Below are 14,694 nucleotides of genomic sequence, written 5' to 3'. Positions count from 1 at the left end.
CGCCTAGAAAAGGGGCACTCACCATCTGGTGGGTGCCCCTTTTTGTTTCTCAAGCGCTATTTCTGAAGCGGATGTCTAGGCAAAGTACTCGGGCCGGCTTACGTAGGTGTCGGCCACGAACATGACTCCCGGGCCACCCTCGAGGAGCTGGCGCAGAGCGTTGATCAGTGCCAGTGCCTTCTCCGGTGGCAAGACCGTGATGAGCATGGTGAGCGTGTCGTAATCGTTGAAGAGCAGAGCGCCCGAATGAGGTCCGTGATGCCCGAGCCCCGATACCCCGGAGACGGACGTGTAGCCGGTGGCGCCGGCGGACGTGATGAGATCTCGCACCGATGCGGCTTCCCGGCCCGGGATCACAATCTCGATGCGAATCATTTTGGTGAGGCTGTCCATGGCTAATCTCCTTATGGGGTGGTGTCGAGGTGCGAAGCAGAGGTCCACCCGTAGGCGCTGTACCGGAACCACGCGCTGGTCTGGTCGTTGCGAGCGGTAAGGGTGATCCAGTTGTTGTCGAACAGGTGCCGAAGAACCTGGTTGCGGGAGATGATCGTGCCGATTCGGTCGAGGGGTGCCTGAATGAGCACGCTGAGCCGCAGTGGTTCGTGCAGAGCGCGGTCCCCAACGGCGATCGACTGCAGGGGCAGGCCGGCCTGCAGGTCGCCCGTCTGGCCCGACAGCACGCCCATTGTTCCAATCGCGTTGTGCACGGTCTTCGTGCCGGCTCCCCAGCGGTCCTGGTCCACCGCGGAGAAGTAGTACTGGTGGTTGATCCACTGGGCGACCACCAGCGGAGCCGTCATGATCGTTTCCAGCGCGGAACCGTCCGGGTCGCATTCCGGGCGGTAGGAGTGCAGGAAGACGCGACGTTGGAGGTCGACCCCCCGCGTCATGTCGCGCGGACCAATGATCATCGCCGAATTTCCGGCGAGGCCCAGCTCCGGATACACCTCCGCCCAGTCGTGTGCGCGCTGGCGCACGCGGGTGAGGGAGTGTCGTCGTGCGCCCGGTAGCTGGGCTGCCCGCTCGGAAACGAGCAGATCGGCAGCCACGCTTTGGCCGCCTCGGAAGTTCTGCACCGCCGTCGTGTGGCTGTCGGGGATCAGGTGCTGGTCCACGATGTCGATGCGGTCGGACATGGTGTTGTGTTCTGCGGCCACAAAGTAACTCGTGTCCGGAATCGAAAACCCCCGGTCAGCGAGCAGGCGACGCACCTCGGGGTCGTTGAAGTTCGCGGCCGCGGCTCGGGCGTTGGCGGCTCCCGGGTTTCCGCCGCACGCACCGCAGTCCAGCGCCGACTGGTACATGTTGTTGCTGCTGGTGGAGCCGTGCGCGGCCAGCACAATGAGCGGGGCGAAGGCGTCGAGGCCCATCATGCGCAGGCCGGTTTCGGCCAGCGCCACCCGCTCGTCGAGAGGGAAGGCATCCGCTACGGTCACGCGTGTTGCCAGTGCGGGCGTCGAGCGGTGGTGGAGGCGCGTCACGGCGTGAGCGGCGCTGGGCCAGAGGGTGCGCAGCAGAGTGCCGGCCCCGTGAAACCAGCCGAGCGTTTCGGCAAGGGCGAACGGTGCCGCCGGCACGGATTCACTGGCGTGCACACCGGCGGCGAACGCGTCTCGCAGGCGAAGTGCCCGCGTGCGACGGCGAGAACGAGGCAGGTCGGTCGTGGTCTCGGTCACCGAGTGGCGCGCGGAAAGCAGGGCGGGAAGGGCGTCAATGCTGCCCCGCGCCTCGTAGTGCGCAAAGCGAATCGGGATGCCGAAGAACCCCGCGAAACCGTAGGTCTCGATGGTGGGATCAGCTTCCAGATGGCGGCGGATGCCCTCGGAGCGCACGTCGATGCACATCACCACCTGCGCACTCGGCTTCACGGTGTTGGTGTTGGTGTTGGTGTTGTCGAGGGAAAGCAGCAGCTGCCGCCGATAGTGCTCTTCGTAGGCGGCTTGCCACGTGAAGGCGTGCGCCTGCGGAGAATGCAAGCCCAGAATTCGGGCTACCTGCGCCAGCGTTTCGCCCGACGCGGGGGCATCCGTCAGTACTGCAGTCAGCGCCTGGGCCCGATCCCAGACAGTCGCTGATTCGGGCTGCGGAGTCGCCATCGACGAAAGGACGGGCAGGTCGAGTGCCCACCGCAGGGTGAGGCGGATGGCCAGATATGAGGTCACGTCGATGTCTCCGACACGATCGCTGCGCCACTTGATGTGCGCTGCCCAGCCCGGGAGCCGCTGCGTCTCGCGCCGAAGAATCGTCTCCGTGTCACCTGCCGGTACACCGAGGAGGGCGAGGGCGCGGGCGAGCCCCGCATCGGGAGTGCCCGGCAGATCGCGTAGCCGTCGGCGGGCGACTGCCGGCAGGCGCGGGTCGTAGCGAACCAGTGCCGTCCACGCCGCCCATGGGCCCCGCTCGCGCTGGGGCATCGGCCAGAGTGGGTGCGGGTCGAGATACGCGGCAATCCAGATCGACACGAGGTCGTCCACGAGGTCAGGCTGCCCGGTGGGAGTCGGCGGTGTCCCGTGATGGTCGGCGTGCACGAGTTCCGTTGTCACGAGCTCGGCGGCGGTCCACTCCCGTTCGCCGAGGCACACACTTCCGGCGCCGGCTAATTCGGGCATCCGCTGTCTGGCCGCCACCAGGAGGTCGCGGTCGGTGATGCGTGCAGACCGGTAGTCCGCGAGGAACGCGGTGCGGGGTCGAGTGGTCGCGGCCTGGTCGAAATCTTCCGATTCCTGTGCGCCCAGGGGATTGACGGCAATGAAGGAGGACAGTGGCCAGAGCGGGATGACGCTCCGAGTGGCGCGGGCGACAGCGGCTCGAATCTCGAGGTTCATAGCAGGGCTCCTTCCGGAACGGCTTTCGGTGTGCGCGTCGGGGCCGCAGTCGCGGTCCCGGCAGCGAGGGCCAGGGCATAAAGGTGATGACTGACACGGTTGCCGGGCGGCAACCGTTGCAGGAGGGGCAGCGCGAACAGTGCCGCGGCCGGAACGAGCATCCACCAGGGGTTCACCGCAGCCGGCACCGATTCGACATTGAGCATGGTGTCAAAGGCGTTGATGAAAGCCGTGTACCCCAGAGTGAGTGCGATGATTGCGCTGCTTCCCAGCAGGGCCGTGCTCACCGAAAAATGTGTCCGGAGTGTTGTTGCGAGGGCCACGGTGGCGGTGAACACCACGAAGAGTTGAAGTGCCTGACTGGCCGGAGAGAGTTCGATTCCGAGCACGATTCGGGCGGCGATGATCGCTCCCCCCGACACGGTGACGGCCACGACAAGGGAGCCGATGGCGTGGGGCCGCGAGGTGAGCTGACGAGCTGGCCACGCCCGCTGGGTGGCTTCGCGCTCCACCGCCGATCCGGCACCGAGAAACAGTGCGGACTTGAAGAATCCATGGGCGATGAGATGGAACACGGCGGCGGCGAAGGCTCCCATGCCGCAGGCCAGCATCATGAAGCCCATCTGCGCCATGGTGGAAAAGACCAGTCGACCCTTCACGTCCGGTTTGATCAAACGAACCGTGGACGCGTAGATCAATGTCAGGGTGCCCGCCCCGAACAGCACCGCCATCGCCGGCACGGACTCGCCGATCGCGGGGGAGAAGCGCAGGATCAGGATGGCGCCGGCGTTGACGACCCCGGCGTGCATCAGCGCCGACACGGGCGTCGGGGCGGCCAGGGTGGCCGGAAGCCACCCGTGGAAGGGTACCTGGCTGGATCGTGCGAGGGCTGGTATCACCAGGAGAAGGGCAATCACGGCGGCAAGGGCCACCGGCAGTGTGCCCAGCACCGTGCCGAGATCGGCGAGCGGCACATCTCCGCCGGCGGCCACCATCAGTATCACGATGGCGGTCACGAGCGGCGCATCCCCGATCACCACGCGTGTGGCGGTTCGGCGCACCCCGTCACGCGCCTGAGGAAGGTGGGGATAGGTGGCTAGCAGGGCGACCAGGCTGGCCCCTGCCGCCATCCAGGCGAGGCCGAATCCGAGCACTGTGCTGGTGCACACCAAGAGGGCTGTGAACCCGGTGACCAGGTTCACGGTGACCACGAACCACACCTGTCGGGTGTCCCCGCGCAGGTAACGCACGGCGAAGAACTGAATGAGGGCGCTCAGACCGAGCACAAAGATGAGCATCAGCAGTGACAGAGCATCGACGCTCAGTGGCCCCAGGAGGAGCGGGCCACGATCAGCGGATGCCGTCAGGCGGAGCAGTCCGAGGCATATCGCCGCGAGTGACCCGTTGAGCACCAGCGTGGCAGCGCACCGCGCCGCCGCGTCAGCAGCCCAGCGGCCCAGCAGAGCTCCGCTGAGGGGGGCCAAGAAAACGGCCGTCAGTATGCACGCCATGAGCGCTGCTTCGACCATTGAGACTCCCTGATAACCCGTCAACTAAAACAGGAAAAACATAGCACGTAATTTGATTCCGGAGAAACGTTTGGGGATATCTTCGGGTGGCACCGATAGGATCGGCGTATGGCGCACTGGACTTTCCTTACCAATCACGCCCACGTTCTGCTCTGCGTGTCCGAGAATCCGAACACTCGCCTGCGCGATATTGCCGACATGGTGGGGGTTACCGAGCGCGCCGCGCAACGCATTATTAGTGAGCTCGAAGAGGCCGGTTACCTGGAGCGTGTGCGCGAGGGGCGTCGCAACAGCTATCTTCTGAACCCGGCCATGCCCCTCCGGCACCCCCTCGACAGCGACCATCGCATCGGCGAACTCCTCGCCGCTTTTACCCCTCACACAGCCACCCCCACGAGCTAATCCCGGGTGGGCGATGACTGACACGTCGACACCACCGGTATCCGGGAGCACCGCGCTTGCCGCCGCGGCGCCGCGTTATGCCGATATCGTGCTCGAGAATCTAGCCCGCCCTTTTCCCCACTCGGCTCATCACACCGTTTTGTCCGCCGAGGGCCGGCCGTATCCGCAGCAGATTCACCCCGCATTCTTCACGTCTTTCGACTGGCATTCCTGCGTGCACATGCACTATCTCGGGGTGACGTTGCTGGAACACGGTCTCTCTGCCTCCCGCGATGCCGCGCTCCGTGCCGCGCTGAGTGCCACCCTCACGCCAGAGAACCTGCTCGTTGAAGCGGAGTATTTGCGTGCACACCCCGGCTGGGAGCGGCCCTATTTCTGGGCCTGGCTCCTACGCCTGGCGGCAGCGTGCGCAACGTCAACGGATGCCCAGATTCGCACGTGGGGTTCCGCGTTGGCGCCCGCAGTTGACGTGGTTGCCGACCTCGCTGTGGCATGGACATCCGCTGCGGAGTGGCCCGTTCGGCACGGTCTGCACACCAATTCTGCTTTCGGACTTGGGCTGATGCTCGATGCCTTCCGAACGCTGGGGCACTCCGACGCGGCTGCGGCATGCGCGAGCGCGGCACGCGCCTGGTTTCGAGCCGATGTGGCCTGGCCTGCCGACTGGGAGCTCAGCGGGCAGGATTTTCTCTCCGCCGGCCTCAGCGAGGCCGACCTCATGCGCCGCGTCCTTGGCCCGGAGGAGTTCAACGACTGGTTTACCGCTTTTCTGCCGGGACTGGCTGCCGACTCGCGCATTCTGCAACCTGTTCGGGTCACCGATGAAAGCGACGGGTATCTCGTGCACCTGCACGGCCTGAATCTCTCCCGCGCGGGACAGGTCGCGCGTATTCTCGAAACGCTTGAGAGCACCGAGAACGCGGCCGGCGGCATCCGTTCAGATGGTGCTCGTGCACTGCAGGCCGCACTCGAACCACTGCTGCGGGCGGGGCTTGCGGCCACCGTCGCCCCTGATTTCATGTCGACACACTGGCTGGCAACCTTCGCGTGGGACGCTCTCGTTTCCACCGAGCGTCTCGTAGCTACTCACACTTCTGTGCACCCCAACGAAAGGTACTGACTCTGAAACAGGTCAGTGCAGGTCAGGACTGCAGGGCGGGGGTCGCGGTCCAGTGGAGAAGTCGTCGAGCAGCGCGCACGACCTCCGCGATGGCTTCGTCGTCGGTCGTGTGCGAGGTGTCCACAATGACGCAGCCGCGATCTTCCGCCATGGTGCGATAGCGCTCGATAAGGTGCTCATGGCGGGCAATAGTTGCCGCGGGTGCGGTGCGGTGCCCCAGTCGCTTCAGGGTGCTGGGGAGATCGGCCCAGCAGAGGATGGTCGGAATCCAGAGTTGCCAGCGCTCGTAAAACACGTCGTCAGGAAGGAGCGATCCCACGGTCAGCCACGAGCGCTCAAGCACCACGGGACGCATCGAACCGGCGCGATGGATCGCGGTTGTCAGAGCGGCCTCGCCCACGCGGAGCACGCCGTCCGTGTCTCCCGCTTGGCTGGCGTGAGCCAGCAGTGTGCCACGCTCGTTACCGAACGGACGGTGAAACGAGGCATGCAGCGCCCGCGCGGCACCGCGCGCGATGGTGGACTTGCCGGTTCCCTCGTGGCCGTCGACGCCAATCACGCCCAGAATTGCGGCGGAATGGGGCAGTTGGGGGCGTGAGTTCATGGTGATGGGCTGCGTATCCGTCCCTGGCAGATCGATGGGCTGCGTGTCATCGGACTCGTCGGCGGACCCTGGGTCGGTCGGTGCGCTCACGGCGGTCCTCTTTCGGTCGGAGATGCGGATCGCTACAGAACTATCGCCACGCATGATTTCGCTGCAGCAGGGCACTCAGTGGCTCAGCTGCTCCGATTATGGCCCGGTCAACGAGCCTGTCAATGGCTCCCCAGCTATGGTGAAGAAAGTGCAGGGTTGCCGCACAGCCACGGATCTGCCAGAATTACTTTCCGAACGGTCGGTTACTAATTCCCCGTTATGATTTCGTTCAGGCAACACACCGCAGACACCGTCGTCAGGAGAAACCATGGCCGAGGCCTACCTCGTTGGAGGAGCACGCACGCCCGTGGGTCGTTACGGTGGAGTGCTCGCGGGCGTTCGCCCCGATGACCTTGCCGCGCTGGTCGTGGCCGAATCGGTGCGCCGTGCGGGCATCGACCCGGCACTCATTGACGACATCATCTTTGGTGCAGCCACCCAGGCCGGTGAGGACAACCGCAACGTGGCCCGCATGGCCGCCCTGCTTGCCGGATTGCCCGACGAAATTCCGGGCATCACCGTGAACCGTCTCTGTGCGTCCGGGCTGTCGGCGATCACCATGGCCGCGCAGGCCATTCGCGCCGGAGATGCTGACCTCATGGTGGCTGGCGGCGTCGAATCGATGACCCGCGCCCCCTGGGTTCAGGGTAAGCCCGAGCGCCCCTGGGCCAAGCCGAGCCCGCAATTCGACACCACTATCGGCTGGCGGTTCGTGAACCCACGCCTCGCCGCACGCGACAAGGCCACCTTTTCAATGAGCGAAACCGCCGAAGAGGTAGCCCGGATCGACGGCATCACGCGCGCCGAAGCGGATGCCTTTGCGCTGCAGAGCCAGCAACGCGCCGCCGCCGCCATCGATGCGGGGCACTTCGTCGACGAAATTGTGGGTGTTCCCACGAAGAACGGCGAGGTGCTGGTCGACGAGGGGCCGCGCCGAGACACCACGCTTGAGGGCCTCGCGACGCTCCGACCCATCGTGCCCGGTGGCTCCGTGGTGACGGCAGGCAATGCCAGCTCCCTCAACGACGGCGCCTCTGCGGTGATCGTGGCCAGTGGCGAGGCCGTGAAGCGCTACGGTCTCGTGCCACGCGCGCGCATCGTGCTCGGCGCGAGTGTGGGGCTCGCTCCCGAGATCATGGGTCTCGGACCGGTCGCCGCCACCCGCAAGGTGCTTGACCGCAGCGGCTTGAGCATCGCCGATCTCGGCGCGATTGAGCTGAATGAGGCCTTCGCCACCCAGTCGCTGGCCTGCATCCGCCGCCTTGGACTGGACGAGAGTATCGTCAACCGCGACGGCGGCGCCATCGCCCTCGGCCATCCGCTTGGCTCGAGTGGAGCACGACTCGTCGTGACTCTGCTCGGTCGCATGGAACGTGAAAATGCCCAGCACGGACTGGCCACCATGTGTGTGGGCGTTGGTCAGGGCTCGGCCCTCATCCTGGAGCGTGTCTGATGACCACAGTAGGACTCGAAATTGGCGACCGCGGTGAAAATGGTGTGCCCGATCGGGTGGGGGTGCTCGGCGGCGGACGCATGGGGGCCGGAATCGCCCACGCTTTTTTGCTCGCAGGGGCGCACGTCGCCCTGGTGGAGCGCAATGAGGCTGAGGCCGAGGCGGCCCGGGACCGGGTGCTCCGCGCCGTGGCGGCAAGCATCACCCGCGGTGCCACCGGGGAGACGCACGCGGACCTGTCCGACCGCCTGCAGGTGGGCTGGGACTTCGCGGCCTTCGCCGACCGGGAGCTTGTCGTCGAGGCCGTCCCCGAGGTGTGGGCCATCAAAGTGGATGCCCTGCAGCAGGTCGAGGCCGAGCTGAGCCCTGATGCCGCCCTCGCGAGCAATACGTCCTCCATCTCCATCGACGATCTGGCGGCGGAGCTCGAACGCCCCGCGCGCTTTCTCGGACTGCACTTCTTTAACCCCGTGCCCGCCTCCCGTCTCGTGGAGCTGGTTGCCGGGAGCGACACCTCGCCCGAGCTGATAGCGGATGCCCAAGCCTGGGTCAGCGCCCTCGGCAAGACCCCCATCACGGTGAGCGATGCGCCGGGATTCGCGTCCTCGCGCCTCGGGGTTGCGCTCGGATTGGAGGCCATTCGCATGCTGGAGGACGGCGTGGCGTCGGCCGAAGACATTGATGCGGCCATGATGCTCGGGTACAAGCATCCGGTGGGTCCGCTCAAACTCACCGACCTCGTGGGACTCGACGTGCGACTCGGCATCGCCGAGTACCTGCATTCCCAGCTCGGCGCCCGGTTCGAACCGCCCGCGCTCCTGCGCCGCCTCGTGGCGGAGGGGAAGCTCGGACGCAAGTCCGGTCAGGGCTTCTACACCTGGCCCACCGACTAATGACCGTTTCGCCCATTCTCACCGCCGAGGAGACCCCGCTCATGACACAGATTCTGCCCAGCTACGTGAACGGAGTCTGGTTTGTTCCCACCGACGATTCTGCGGCATCCGCTGCAATCGACGTGCGTGACGCCTCGACTGGCGAGGTTGTCGCCCGCGTGAGTACGGCGGGCCTCGACCTCGCGGCCGCGCTGGAGTATGCCCGCACGGTGGGGCAGGCTTCGCTCGGCGCCCTCACGTTTCACCAGCGGGCGCTGTTGCTCAAGCAGATGGCGCTGGTGCTGACCGAGCGCAAAAAAGAGCTGTACGCGCTCTCGAGCCGCACCGGGGCGACGAAGATCGACTCGATGGTGGACATCGATGGCGGCATCGGCGTGCTCTTCACCTACTCGTCCAAGGGGCGCCGCGAGTTGCCCAACGCCACGGTCTATGTGGACGGCCCCGTGGAACTGCTCTCGAAAGACGGATCCTTTCTAGCTCGGCACATTTACTCGCGCCTGCCGGGCGTGGCCGTGCAGATCAATGCGTTCAACTTTCCGGTGTGGGGAGCCCTCGAAAAGTTCGCCCCGGCATTCCTCGCCGGAGTGCCCACGCTCGTGAAGCCCGCCACGCCGTCCGGATATCTGGCCGAAGCCTTCGTGCGCATTCTGGTCGAGTCCGGTCTGCTTCCCGAGGGCGCCTTGCAACTCGTCTCGGGAAGCGTGCCCACCCTCTTTGACGATGTGCGGCTCGGCGACCTGGTGGCCTTCACCGGGTCGGCATCCACGGCGGACAAGCTGCGCTCGAGCGACTCCGTGCAAACCGGTGGCGTGCGGTTCACGAACGAGACCGACTCCATCAATGCCTCGGTGCTCGGCACCGACGCCACGGCCGGAACACCCGAGTTCGACGCCTTCGTCAAGCAGGTCGTCACCGAGATGACGGTGAAGGCCGGTCAGAAATGCACCGCTATCCGCCGGGTGATCGTGCCCCGCACCGCCATGGGCGACGTGATCGACGCCGTGCAGCAGCGCATCACGCAGCGCATCGTGCTGGGTGACCCGCGCGCCGACGGCGTCACCATGGGTCCGCTCGCCTCCACCGAGCAGCGCGCCGAGGTGCTCCGTCAGGTGGCGCGGCTGCAGGCGGCCGGCGGTACGCTCGTGATCGGCTCCACGGATGCCCCCGCCATCGTGCACGCCAATGGCACCACCGCGTCCGCCCCCGACGGCGCCTTTGTGGCTCCGATGCTGCTGCGTTTTGACGTGGCAGCGGATGCCGTGCACGAGGTCGAGGCGTTTGGCCCGGTCTCGAGCGTGCTCGGTTACGACACCCTCGAGGAGGCCATTGCCCTGGTTCGTCGCGGCGGGGGATCGCTCGTGACGAGCATTGCAACCCACGACCCGGAGGTGGCCGTGGCGCTGATGACCGGTATCTCGGCCTTCAACGGGCGCGTTCTGGTGCTGGACCGCGATGACGCCCGCACATCCACCGGTCACGGCTCGCCGGTTCCGCAGCTCGTGCACGGCGGCCCCGGTCGGGCCGGCGGTGGCGAGGAACTGGGCGGTATTCGCGCCGTGCTGCACCACATGCAGCGCACCGCCATTCAGGGTTCCCCGGACATGCTCACCGCCATCACGGGCATCTGGCATCAGGGGGCCACGGCCCGGGCCGGCGACACGCATCCGTTTCGAAAGAGTCTGGCGGAACTGCGGCTCGGCGACCAGATCGTGTCGGGTTCGCGTACCGTCACCCTCGACGACATTGAGCACTTCGCCGAGTTCACCGGCGACACGTTTTATGCGCACATGAATGAAGAGGCTGCCGCCGCGAACCCGTTCTTCCCGGGGCGGGTCGCGCACGGGTATCTGCTCGTGTCGTGGGCGGCTGGGCTCTTCGTTGACCCGGCGCCGGGCCCTGTTCTGGCCAATTACGGCCTCGAAAACCTGCGCTTTGTCACCCCGGTGTCGCCGGGTGACAGCATCCGCGTGGCGCTCACGGCGAAGCAGATCACCCCGCGCGAGACCGACGAGTACGGCGAGGTGCGCTGGGATGCGCAGCTCACCAACCAGAACGACGAGACGGTCGCCTCCTACGACGTGCTCACCCTGGTGGCCAAGCACGCCTAGCCCCAGCAGCAGCTGTGTCGCTAGTTCAGGAGATCCGCGTGCGGAACACCTGCGACCCGCGTCTTTCCGGGGTCGGGGCGCGCGCCCGAGGCCGGATCTCCTGAACTGGCAACCGCAGACGGCGGTGAACCGGCGCGGATGCGGCTTCAGCTGTCCGGCGGTCTTTTTTCCGAGCTAGCACTCAGTTTGGGGTCAGGCACAACGAATAACATACTGTCGAACACACTTGAGAAATCCACGTGTCGATCAGCCCTTTTGGGGAAGCGATCGGCTGAAGAATTAGGAAGGTACGTCATGACGGCCAACAGAGCAGTTGCCTACAAGAGCCCGGGCGAAGTCCAGGTAATCGACATCGACTATCCCACGTTTGAATTGAAAGACGGTCCCGGCGTCAACCCGGCTAACGTCGGCCGCAAGGTGCCGCACGGAGTCATCCTTCGCACGGTGACGACCAACATCTGTGGTTCGGACCAGCACATGGTGCGCGGGCGCACCACAGCCCCGATGGACCTCGTTCTCGGCCATGAGATCACCGGCGAAGTGGTGGAGTGCGGCCCCGACGTCGAGTTCATCAAGGTCGGCGACATCGTTTCGGTCCCGTTCAATATTTCCTGTGGACGCTGTCGTAACTGCAAGGAGCGCAAGACCGGTATTTGCTTGAACGTGAACCCGGACCGTCCGGGAAGCGCCTACGGCTATGTGGACATGGGCGGCTGGGTCGGCGGTCAGGCCGAGTACGTTCTCGTGCCCTACGCCGACTGGAACCTGCTCAAGTTCCCGGACCGGGACCAGGCGCTGGAGAAGATCATGGACCTCACCATGCTCTCCGACATCTTCCCCACCGGTTTCCACGGTGCGTACTCGGCCGGTGTGGGCGTCGGATCGACTGTCTATGTGGCCGGAGCCGGACCGGTTGGCCTCGCGGCCGCCGTCTCGGCGCAGCTGCTGGGTGCAGCGGTCGTGATTGTCGGCGACATGAACGCCGAGCGTCTCGCGCAGGCCCGCAGCTTCGGTTGTGAGACGATCGACCTCACCAAGGGCGAGCCGGGCGAGCAGATTGAACAGATCCTCGGTGTACCCGAAGTGGATGCCGGTGTCGACGCGGTCGGATTCGAAGCCCGCGGTCACGGCAAGGACGCCGATCACGAGGCCCCGGCCACCGTGCTCAACTCCCTGATGACCATCACCGCCGCTGGTGGTGCCCTCGGTATCCCGGGACTTTATGTCACGGGAGATCCGGGCGCCAAGGAAAAGTCCGCGCAGGTCGGCTCGCTGTCGATCCGGCTCGGGCTTGGCTGGGCAAAGTCGTTGTCGTTCACGACCGGCCAGACCCCGGTCATGAAGTACAACCGCCAGCTCATGATGGCGATCCTGCACGACAAGGTACAGATCGCCAAGGCCGTTAACGCCAAGGCCATCAGCCTCGAGGACGCCCCGCGTGGATACGCCGAATTCGACGCAGGCGCAGCCACAAAGTATGTGTTGAACCCGAACGGCTATGTAAAGAACTAACCGTCTCGCTGGTCGTGGCCCGTCTGCGGACCGGACATTCCTTCCCCCGGAGTGTCTGTTTCCCAGGCGGGCCACGCTGGCGTTCGGGTCTTACACAGGCCTACGCCTATGCAGCAGGCGAAGACCGCACGATACTGGCCGTGATGCGGCCGATCCCGGCCTCACGCGTTACCCACGGAGGTTGCAGGTGAATTCGGTGTCAGTGAACGACAGCTCGATAACGGTCAGTGAAGAACTCGTGGCAGCGTGTCGCCTCTTGGCGGCAGAAGACCCGGCCCGAGAATCTGATCTGGCCCTTGCTCTGACGCGGCTGTCCAATCGGCAATCGACCGCCCTGAACTCCCGCAAGGCCCTGCTGGCCGCCCAAGAGGCCGTGCATATTTACCAGAGGCTCGCTGACGCCGATCCCGACGGAGACGTAGAGCCCCTGGCACGAGCGCTCAACATTCTCGCTCTTCGGCTGGTTGAGGTGGGCCGCCGCGACAAAGCACTCTTCGTCAGCGAGCGCGCGGTGTCAATGGAGCGGATGCGTCCAGCCGGGCCCGCAGAAGGCACGCCCATTCCCGGTGTTGGTTCCGAGCGTGTTGGTTCCGAGCGTGTTGGTTCCGAACGTGCTGATTCGGAGCGGGCCGGTTCGGAGCGTGCGGCTTCTGACCTCGCGGATTCCCTGGACACGCTCGCGCTGTGTCTGCGTGAAACCGGGCGGGAGCAGCAGAGTCGGGCGTCTGCCCGCGAAGCGACGGAGATCCGAGAGGGTCTCCGGGAACATCGTCGTCGCGAACACCGCACCGACACCGTCTGATTGCGGCTGGAAACGGCCCGCTTGTCAGTGCCGATCCAGTCAGTGCCGGTCCAATCAGTCGAGATCCATCGAGGATTGACGCCACCGTTCCAGATCGTTGATGGACGTCTTCGTGCCGATCAACTTTGCCGTCGTCACGAGGTTCATCCGGATGATGTCGCAGAGCAGTGAGTAATTGATTGTTGCGAGCGTGTCGTCGCGAGTGTGAACGTTGTGGTTCGCGGAGTCCGAACCCTCAATGGTGAGCACGGCGGGTAGCCCGGCAGTGATAAACGGTACGTGGTCGCTCGCAAACGGGTGGAGAGAGACGTCAACGGCGAGCGTTGTGTAGTCGTGCGCGCTGGCCGCAAGCTCATCAATGAGTCCCTGCGACACGGGAGCACCCTCGAGCAGCACGGCGGGTCTCGCCGAGTTGAGGCTTCCGACCATGTCCATATTGATGACCGCCAGCAGGCGGTTGCGATCACGTTGACTGAGGCCCTGAACATACTGCTCACTCCCCAACAGGCCCTCCTCCTCCCCGCCAAAGAGCACCAGGCGCAGATCCTGATCATCCGCTCGGTCGGCGAGAATTCGGGCGATCTCCAACACTCCGGCACTCCCGCTAGCGTTGTCATCTGCTCCGGGGGCTGGGGCAAGCGGGCCGTCCGCGTGGTTAATGGAGTCGAGATGTGCCGTCACCAGAACGAGCTGGGGGTTCCCCAGCCTGCCCGGTTTGTCGGCGACGATCGAGAAACTTGATCCCGTCCCGACGCTGATCGCGATTCGGGTCACCGCATATCCGAGGGTTCGAAGCACCTCCGTGACCCAGTCTCCAGCCTGCCGGTACCCCTCACTGAGAGAGTGTCGGGTGCCGAATGTGGTGAGTGTGAGGAGGGAATCCTTAAGGTGCGTCGCGGAGACCTGATCGGCGAGCACGGTCAGTGCGAGGTCAGTGGTTCGCGCGCGTCGACCGGCATGCCGCGCTTCGACCACAACGGTGACGTTCGGGGGGAGGGGTTCAACGCCGTAGTCTGCGCCGGAACCGTGTGAAACGGCCAGCACCTCGTCATCGCTGAGCTCGACCGCCAGGTAGCGACCGCAGTCGACAATCACGCGGATGCCGGGAAAATTTTCTCGAAAGGAATTGCCGGACTGCACCACGAGGTGGGGGAGTCCCCGGCTCGACTGTTCCGCGGTGCCCAGCGTGCGCACTCGACGCCCGGCGGCAGAGTCGGCGACACCGGTTGTCCAATAGATCACCCGGTCGCCAAAGCGACACCACTTCAATCCCGGTTCGCGCCGAGCCGAACGCCCGGCAGCGAGATCAACGGATGCGGGAACAATGACATAGGTATACATGGCCCCTGCTTTCCA

The 14,694-nt window shown here is 65.3% G+C and carries 12 protein-coding genes; 7 read left to right on the top strand and 5 right to left on the bottom strand.

Translation table 11 applies throughout. From position 1 onward, the window contains the following. Positions 1-75: 75 nt before the first annotated feature. From H4V99_RS15215 to H4V99_RS15205, 3 genes are read right to left on the bottom strand one after another with little or no spacing between them, the layout of a single operon-like run. Entirely contained in the window at positions 76-393 is a 318-nt protein-coding gene (locus H4V99_RS15215) for a transcriptional regulator (RefSeq protein WP_280679703.1), read from the bottom strand. 11 nt (positions 394-404) lie between these two features. Further along, positions 405-2,825 (bottom strand): DUF2309 domain-containing protein, encoded by a 2,421-nt coding sequence (locus tag H4V99_RS15210; protein ID WP_280679701.1) that lies wholly within the window; start codon positions 2,823-2,825, stop codon positions 405-407. Then, the gene (locus tag H4V99_RS15205) at positions 2,822-4,354 is read right to left on the bottom strand and encodes a proton-conducting transporter membrane subunit (protein ID WP_280679699.1); all 1,533 of its coding nucleotides are present in this window, start codon (positions 4,352-4,354) and stop codon (positions 2,822-2,824) included. The genes H4V99_RS15210 and H4V99_RS15205 overlap by 4 nt, the downstream gene beginning before the upstream one ends. Positions 4,355-4,462: 108 nt before the next feature. Here H4V99_RS15205 and H4V99_RS15200 point away from each other — a divergent pair, with 108 nt between their 5' ends. Together H4V99_RS15200 and H4V99_RS15195 are read left to right on the top strand one after the other, a co-directional pair. Beyond that, positions 4,463-4,756 carry a winged helix-turn-helix domain-containing protein gene (locus H4V99_RS15200; protein WP_280679697.1) on the top strand — a complete coding sequence of 98 codons (294 nt, stop codon included), beginning with the start codon at positions 4,463-4,465 and terminating at the stop codon, positions 4,754-4,756. A 13-nt stretch (positions 4,757-4,769) separates the two neighbouring features. Beyond that, entirely contained in the window at positions 4,770-5,876 is a 1,107-nt protein-coding gene (locus H4V99_RS15195; protein WP_280679695.1) for a DUF2891 family protein, read from the top strand. Positions 5,877-5,898: 22 nt separating this feature from the next. Here H4V99_RS15195 and H4V99_RS15190 read toward each other — a convergent pair whose 3' ends face one another. Next, positions 5,899-6,570, bottom strand: a complete 672-nt coding sequence (locus H4V99_RS15190) for a hypothetical protein (RefSeq protein ID WP_280679693.1) — start codon at positions 6,568-6,570, stop codon at positions 5,899-5,901. A 268-nt stretch (positions 6,571-6,838) separates the two neighbouring features. Here H4V99_RS15190 and H4V99_RS15185 point away from each other — a divergent pair, with 268 nt between their 5' ends. The 5 genes from H4V99_RS15185 to H4V99_RS15165 all read left to right on the top strand — a co-directional run bounded on the left by H4V99_RS15185 (position 6,839) and on the right by H4V99_RS15165 (position 13,338). Continuing rightward, a complete protein-coding gene (locus tag H4V99_RS15185) occupies positions 6,839-8,023 on the top strand; it encodes an acetyl-CoA C-acyltransferase (protein ID WP_280679691.1) in 1,185 nt (394 codons plus the stop codon). Further along, positions 8,023-8,916: a 3-hydroxyacyl-CoA dehydrogenase family protein gene (locus tag H4V99_RS15180; protein WP_280679689.1), complete on the top strand. Its 894-nt coding sequence runs from the start codon at positions 8,023-8,025 to the stop codon at positions 8,914-8,916. Before H4V99_RS15185 ends, H4V99_RS15180 begins: the two co-directional genes overlap by 1 nt. Before the next feature lie 41 nt (positions 8,917-8,957). Further along, on the top strand, positions 8,958-11,024 hold the full coding sequence (paaZ, locus tag H4V99_RS15175) for a phenylacetic acid degradation bifunctional protein PaaZ (RefSeq protein WP_280680158.1): 2,067 nt from the start codon (positions 8,958-8,960) through the stop codon (positions 11,022-11,024). A 294-nt stretch (positions 11,025-11,318) separates the two neighbouring features. Then, positions 11,319-12,536: a formaldehyde dehydrogenase, glutathione-independent gene (gene fdhA, locus H4V99_RS15170; protein WP_280679687.1), complete on the top strand. Its 1,218-nt coding sequence runs from the start codon at positions 11,319-11,321 to the stop codon at positions 12,534-12,536. A 187-nt stretch (positions 12,537-12,723) separates the two neighbouring features. Beyond that, positions 12,724-13,338, top strand: coding sequence for a hypothetical protein (locus H4V99_RS15165; protein ID WP_280679686.1), 615 nt, complete (start codon positions 12,724-12,726; stop codon positions 13,336-13,338). 54 nt (positions 13,339-13,392) lie between these two features. Here H4V99_RS15165 and H4V99_RS15160 read toward each other — a convergent pair whose 3' ends face one another. Further along, entirely contained in the window at positions 13,393-14,679 is a 1,287-nt protein-coding gene (locus tag H4V99_RS15160) for a M28 family metallopeptidase (RefSeq protein ID WP_280679685.1), read from the bottom strand. Positions 14,680-14,694 lie beyond the last annotated feature (15 nt).

Source organism: Cryobacterium sp. CG_9.6 (assembly GCF_029893365.1).
Lineage (GTDB): Bacteria > Actinomycetota > Actinomycetes > Actinomycetales > Microbacteriaceae > Cryobacterium.
Note: the sequence above shows the minus strand (reverse complement) of the source record. Positions and strands in the feature narration are given on the sequence as shown.

Excerpts from the sequence above, each read along its gene's own strand:
- H4V99_RS15180 (WP_280679689.1), top strand. The coding sequence starts at position 8,023 with ATGACCACAGTAGGACTCGAAATTGGCGACCGCGGTGAAAATGGTGTG.
- H4V99_RS15185 (WP_280679691.1), top strand. The coding sequence starts at position 6,839 with ATGGCCGAGGCCTACCTCGTTGGAGGAGCACGCACGCCCGTGGGTCGT.
- H4V99_RS15205 (WP_280679699.1), bottom strand. The coding sequence starts at position 4,354 with ATGGTCGAAGCAGCGCTCATGGCGTGCATACTGACGGCCGTTTTCTTG.
- H4V99_RS15160 (WP_280679685.1), bottom strand. The coding sequence starts at position 14,679 with ATGTATACCTATGTCATTGTTCCCGCATCCGTTGATCTCGCTGCCGGG.
- fdhA (WP_280679687.1), top strand. The coding sequence starts at position 11,319 with ATGACGGCCAACAGAGCAGTTGCCTACAAGAGCCCGGGCGAAGTCCAG.
- H4V99_RS15215 (WP_280679703.1), bottom strand. The coding sequence starts at position 393 with ATGGACAGCCTCACCAAAATGATTCGCATCGAGATTGTGATCCCGGGC.
- H4V99_RS15200 (WP_280679697.1), top strand. The coding sequence starts at position 4,463 with ATGGCGCACTGGACTTTCCTTACCAATCACGCCCACGTTCTGCTCTGC.
- H4V99_RS15210 (WP_280679701.1), bottom strand. The coding sequence starts at position 2,825 with ATGAACCTCGAGATTCGAGCCGCTGTCGCCCGCGCCACTCGGAGCGTC.
- paaZ (WP_280680158.1), top strand. The coding sequence starts at position 8,958 with ATGACACAGATTCTGCCCAGCTACGTGAACGGAGTCTGGTTTGTTCCC.
- H4V99_RS15195 (WP_280679695.1), top strand. The coding sequence starts at position 4,770 with ATGACTGACACGTCGACACCACCGGTATCCGGGAGCACCGCGCTTGCC.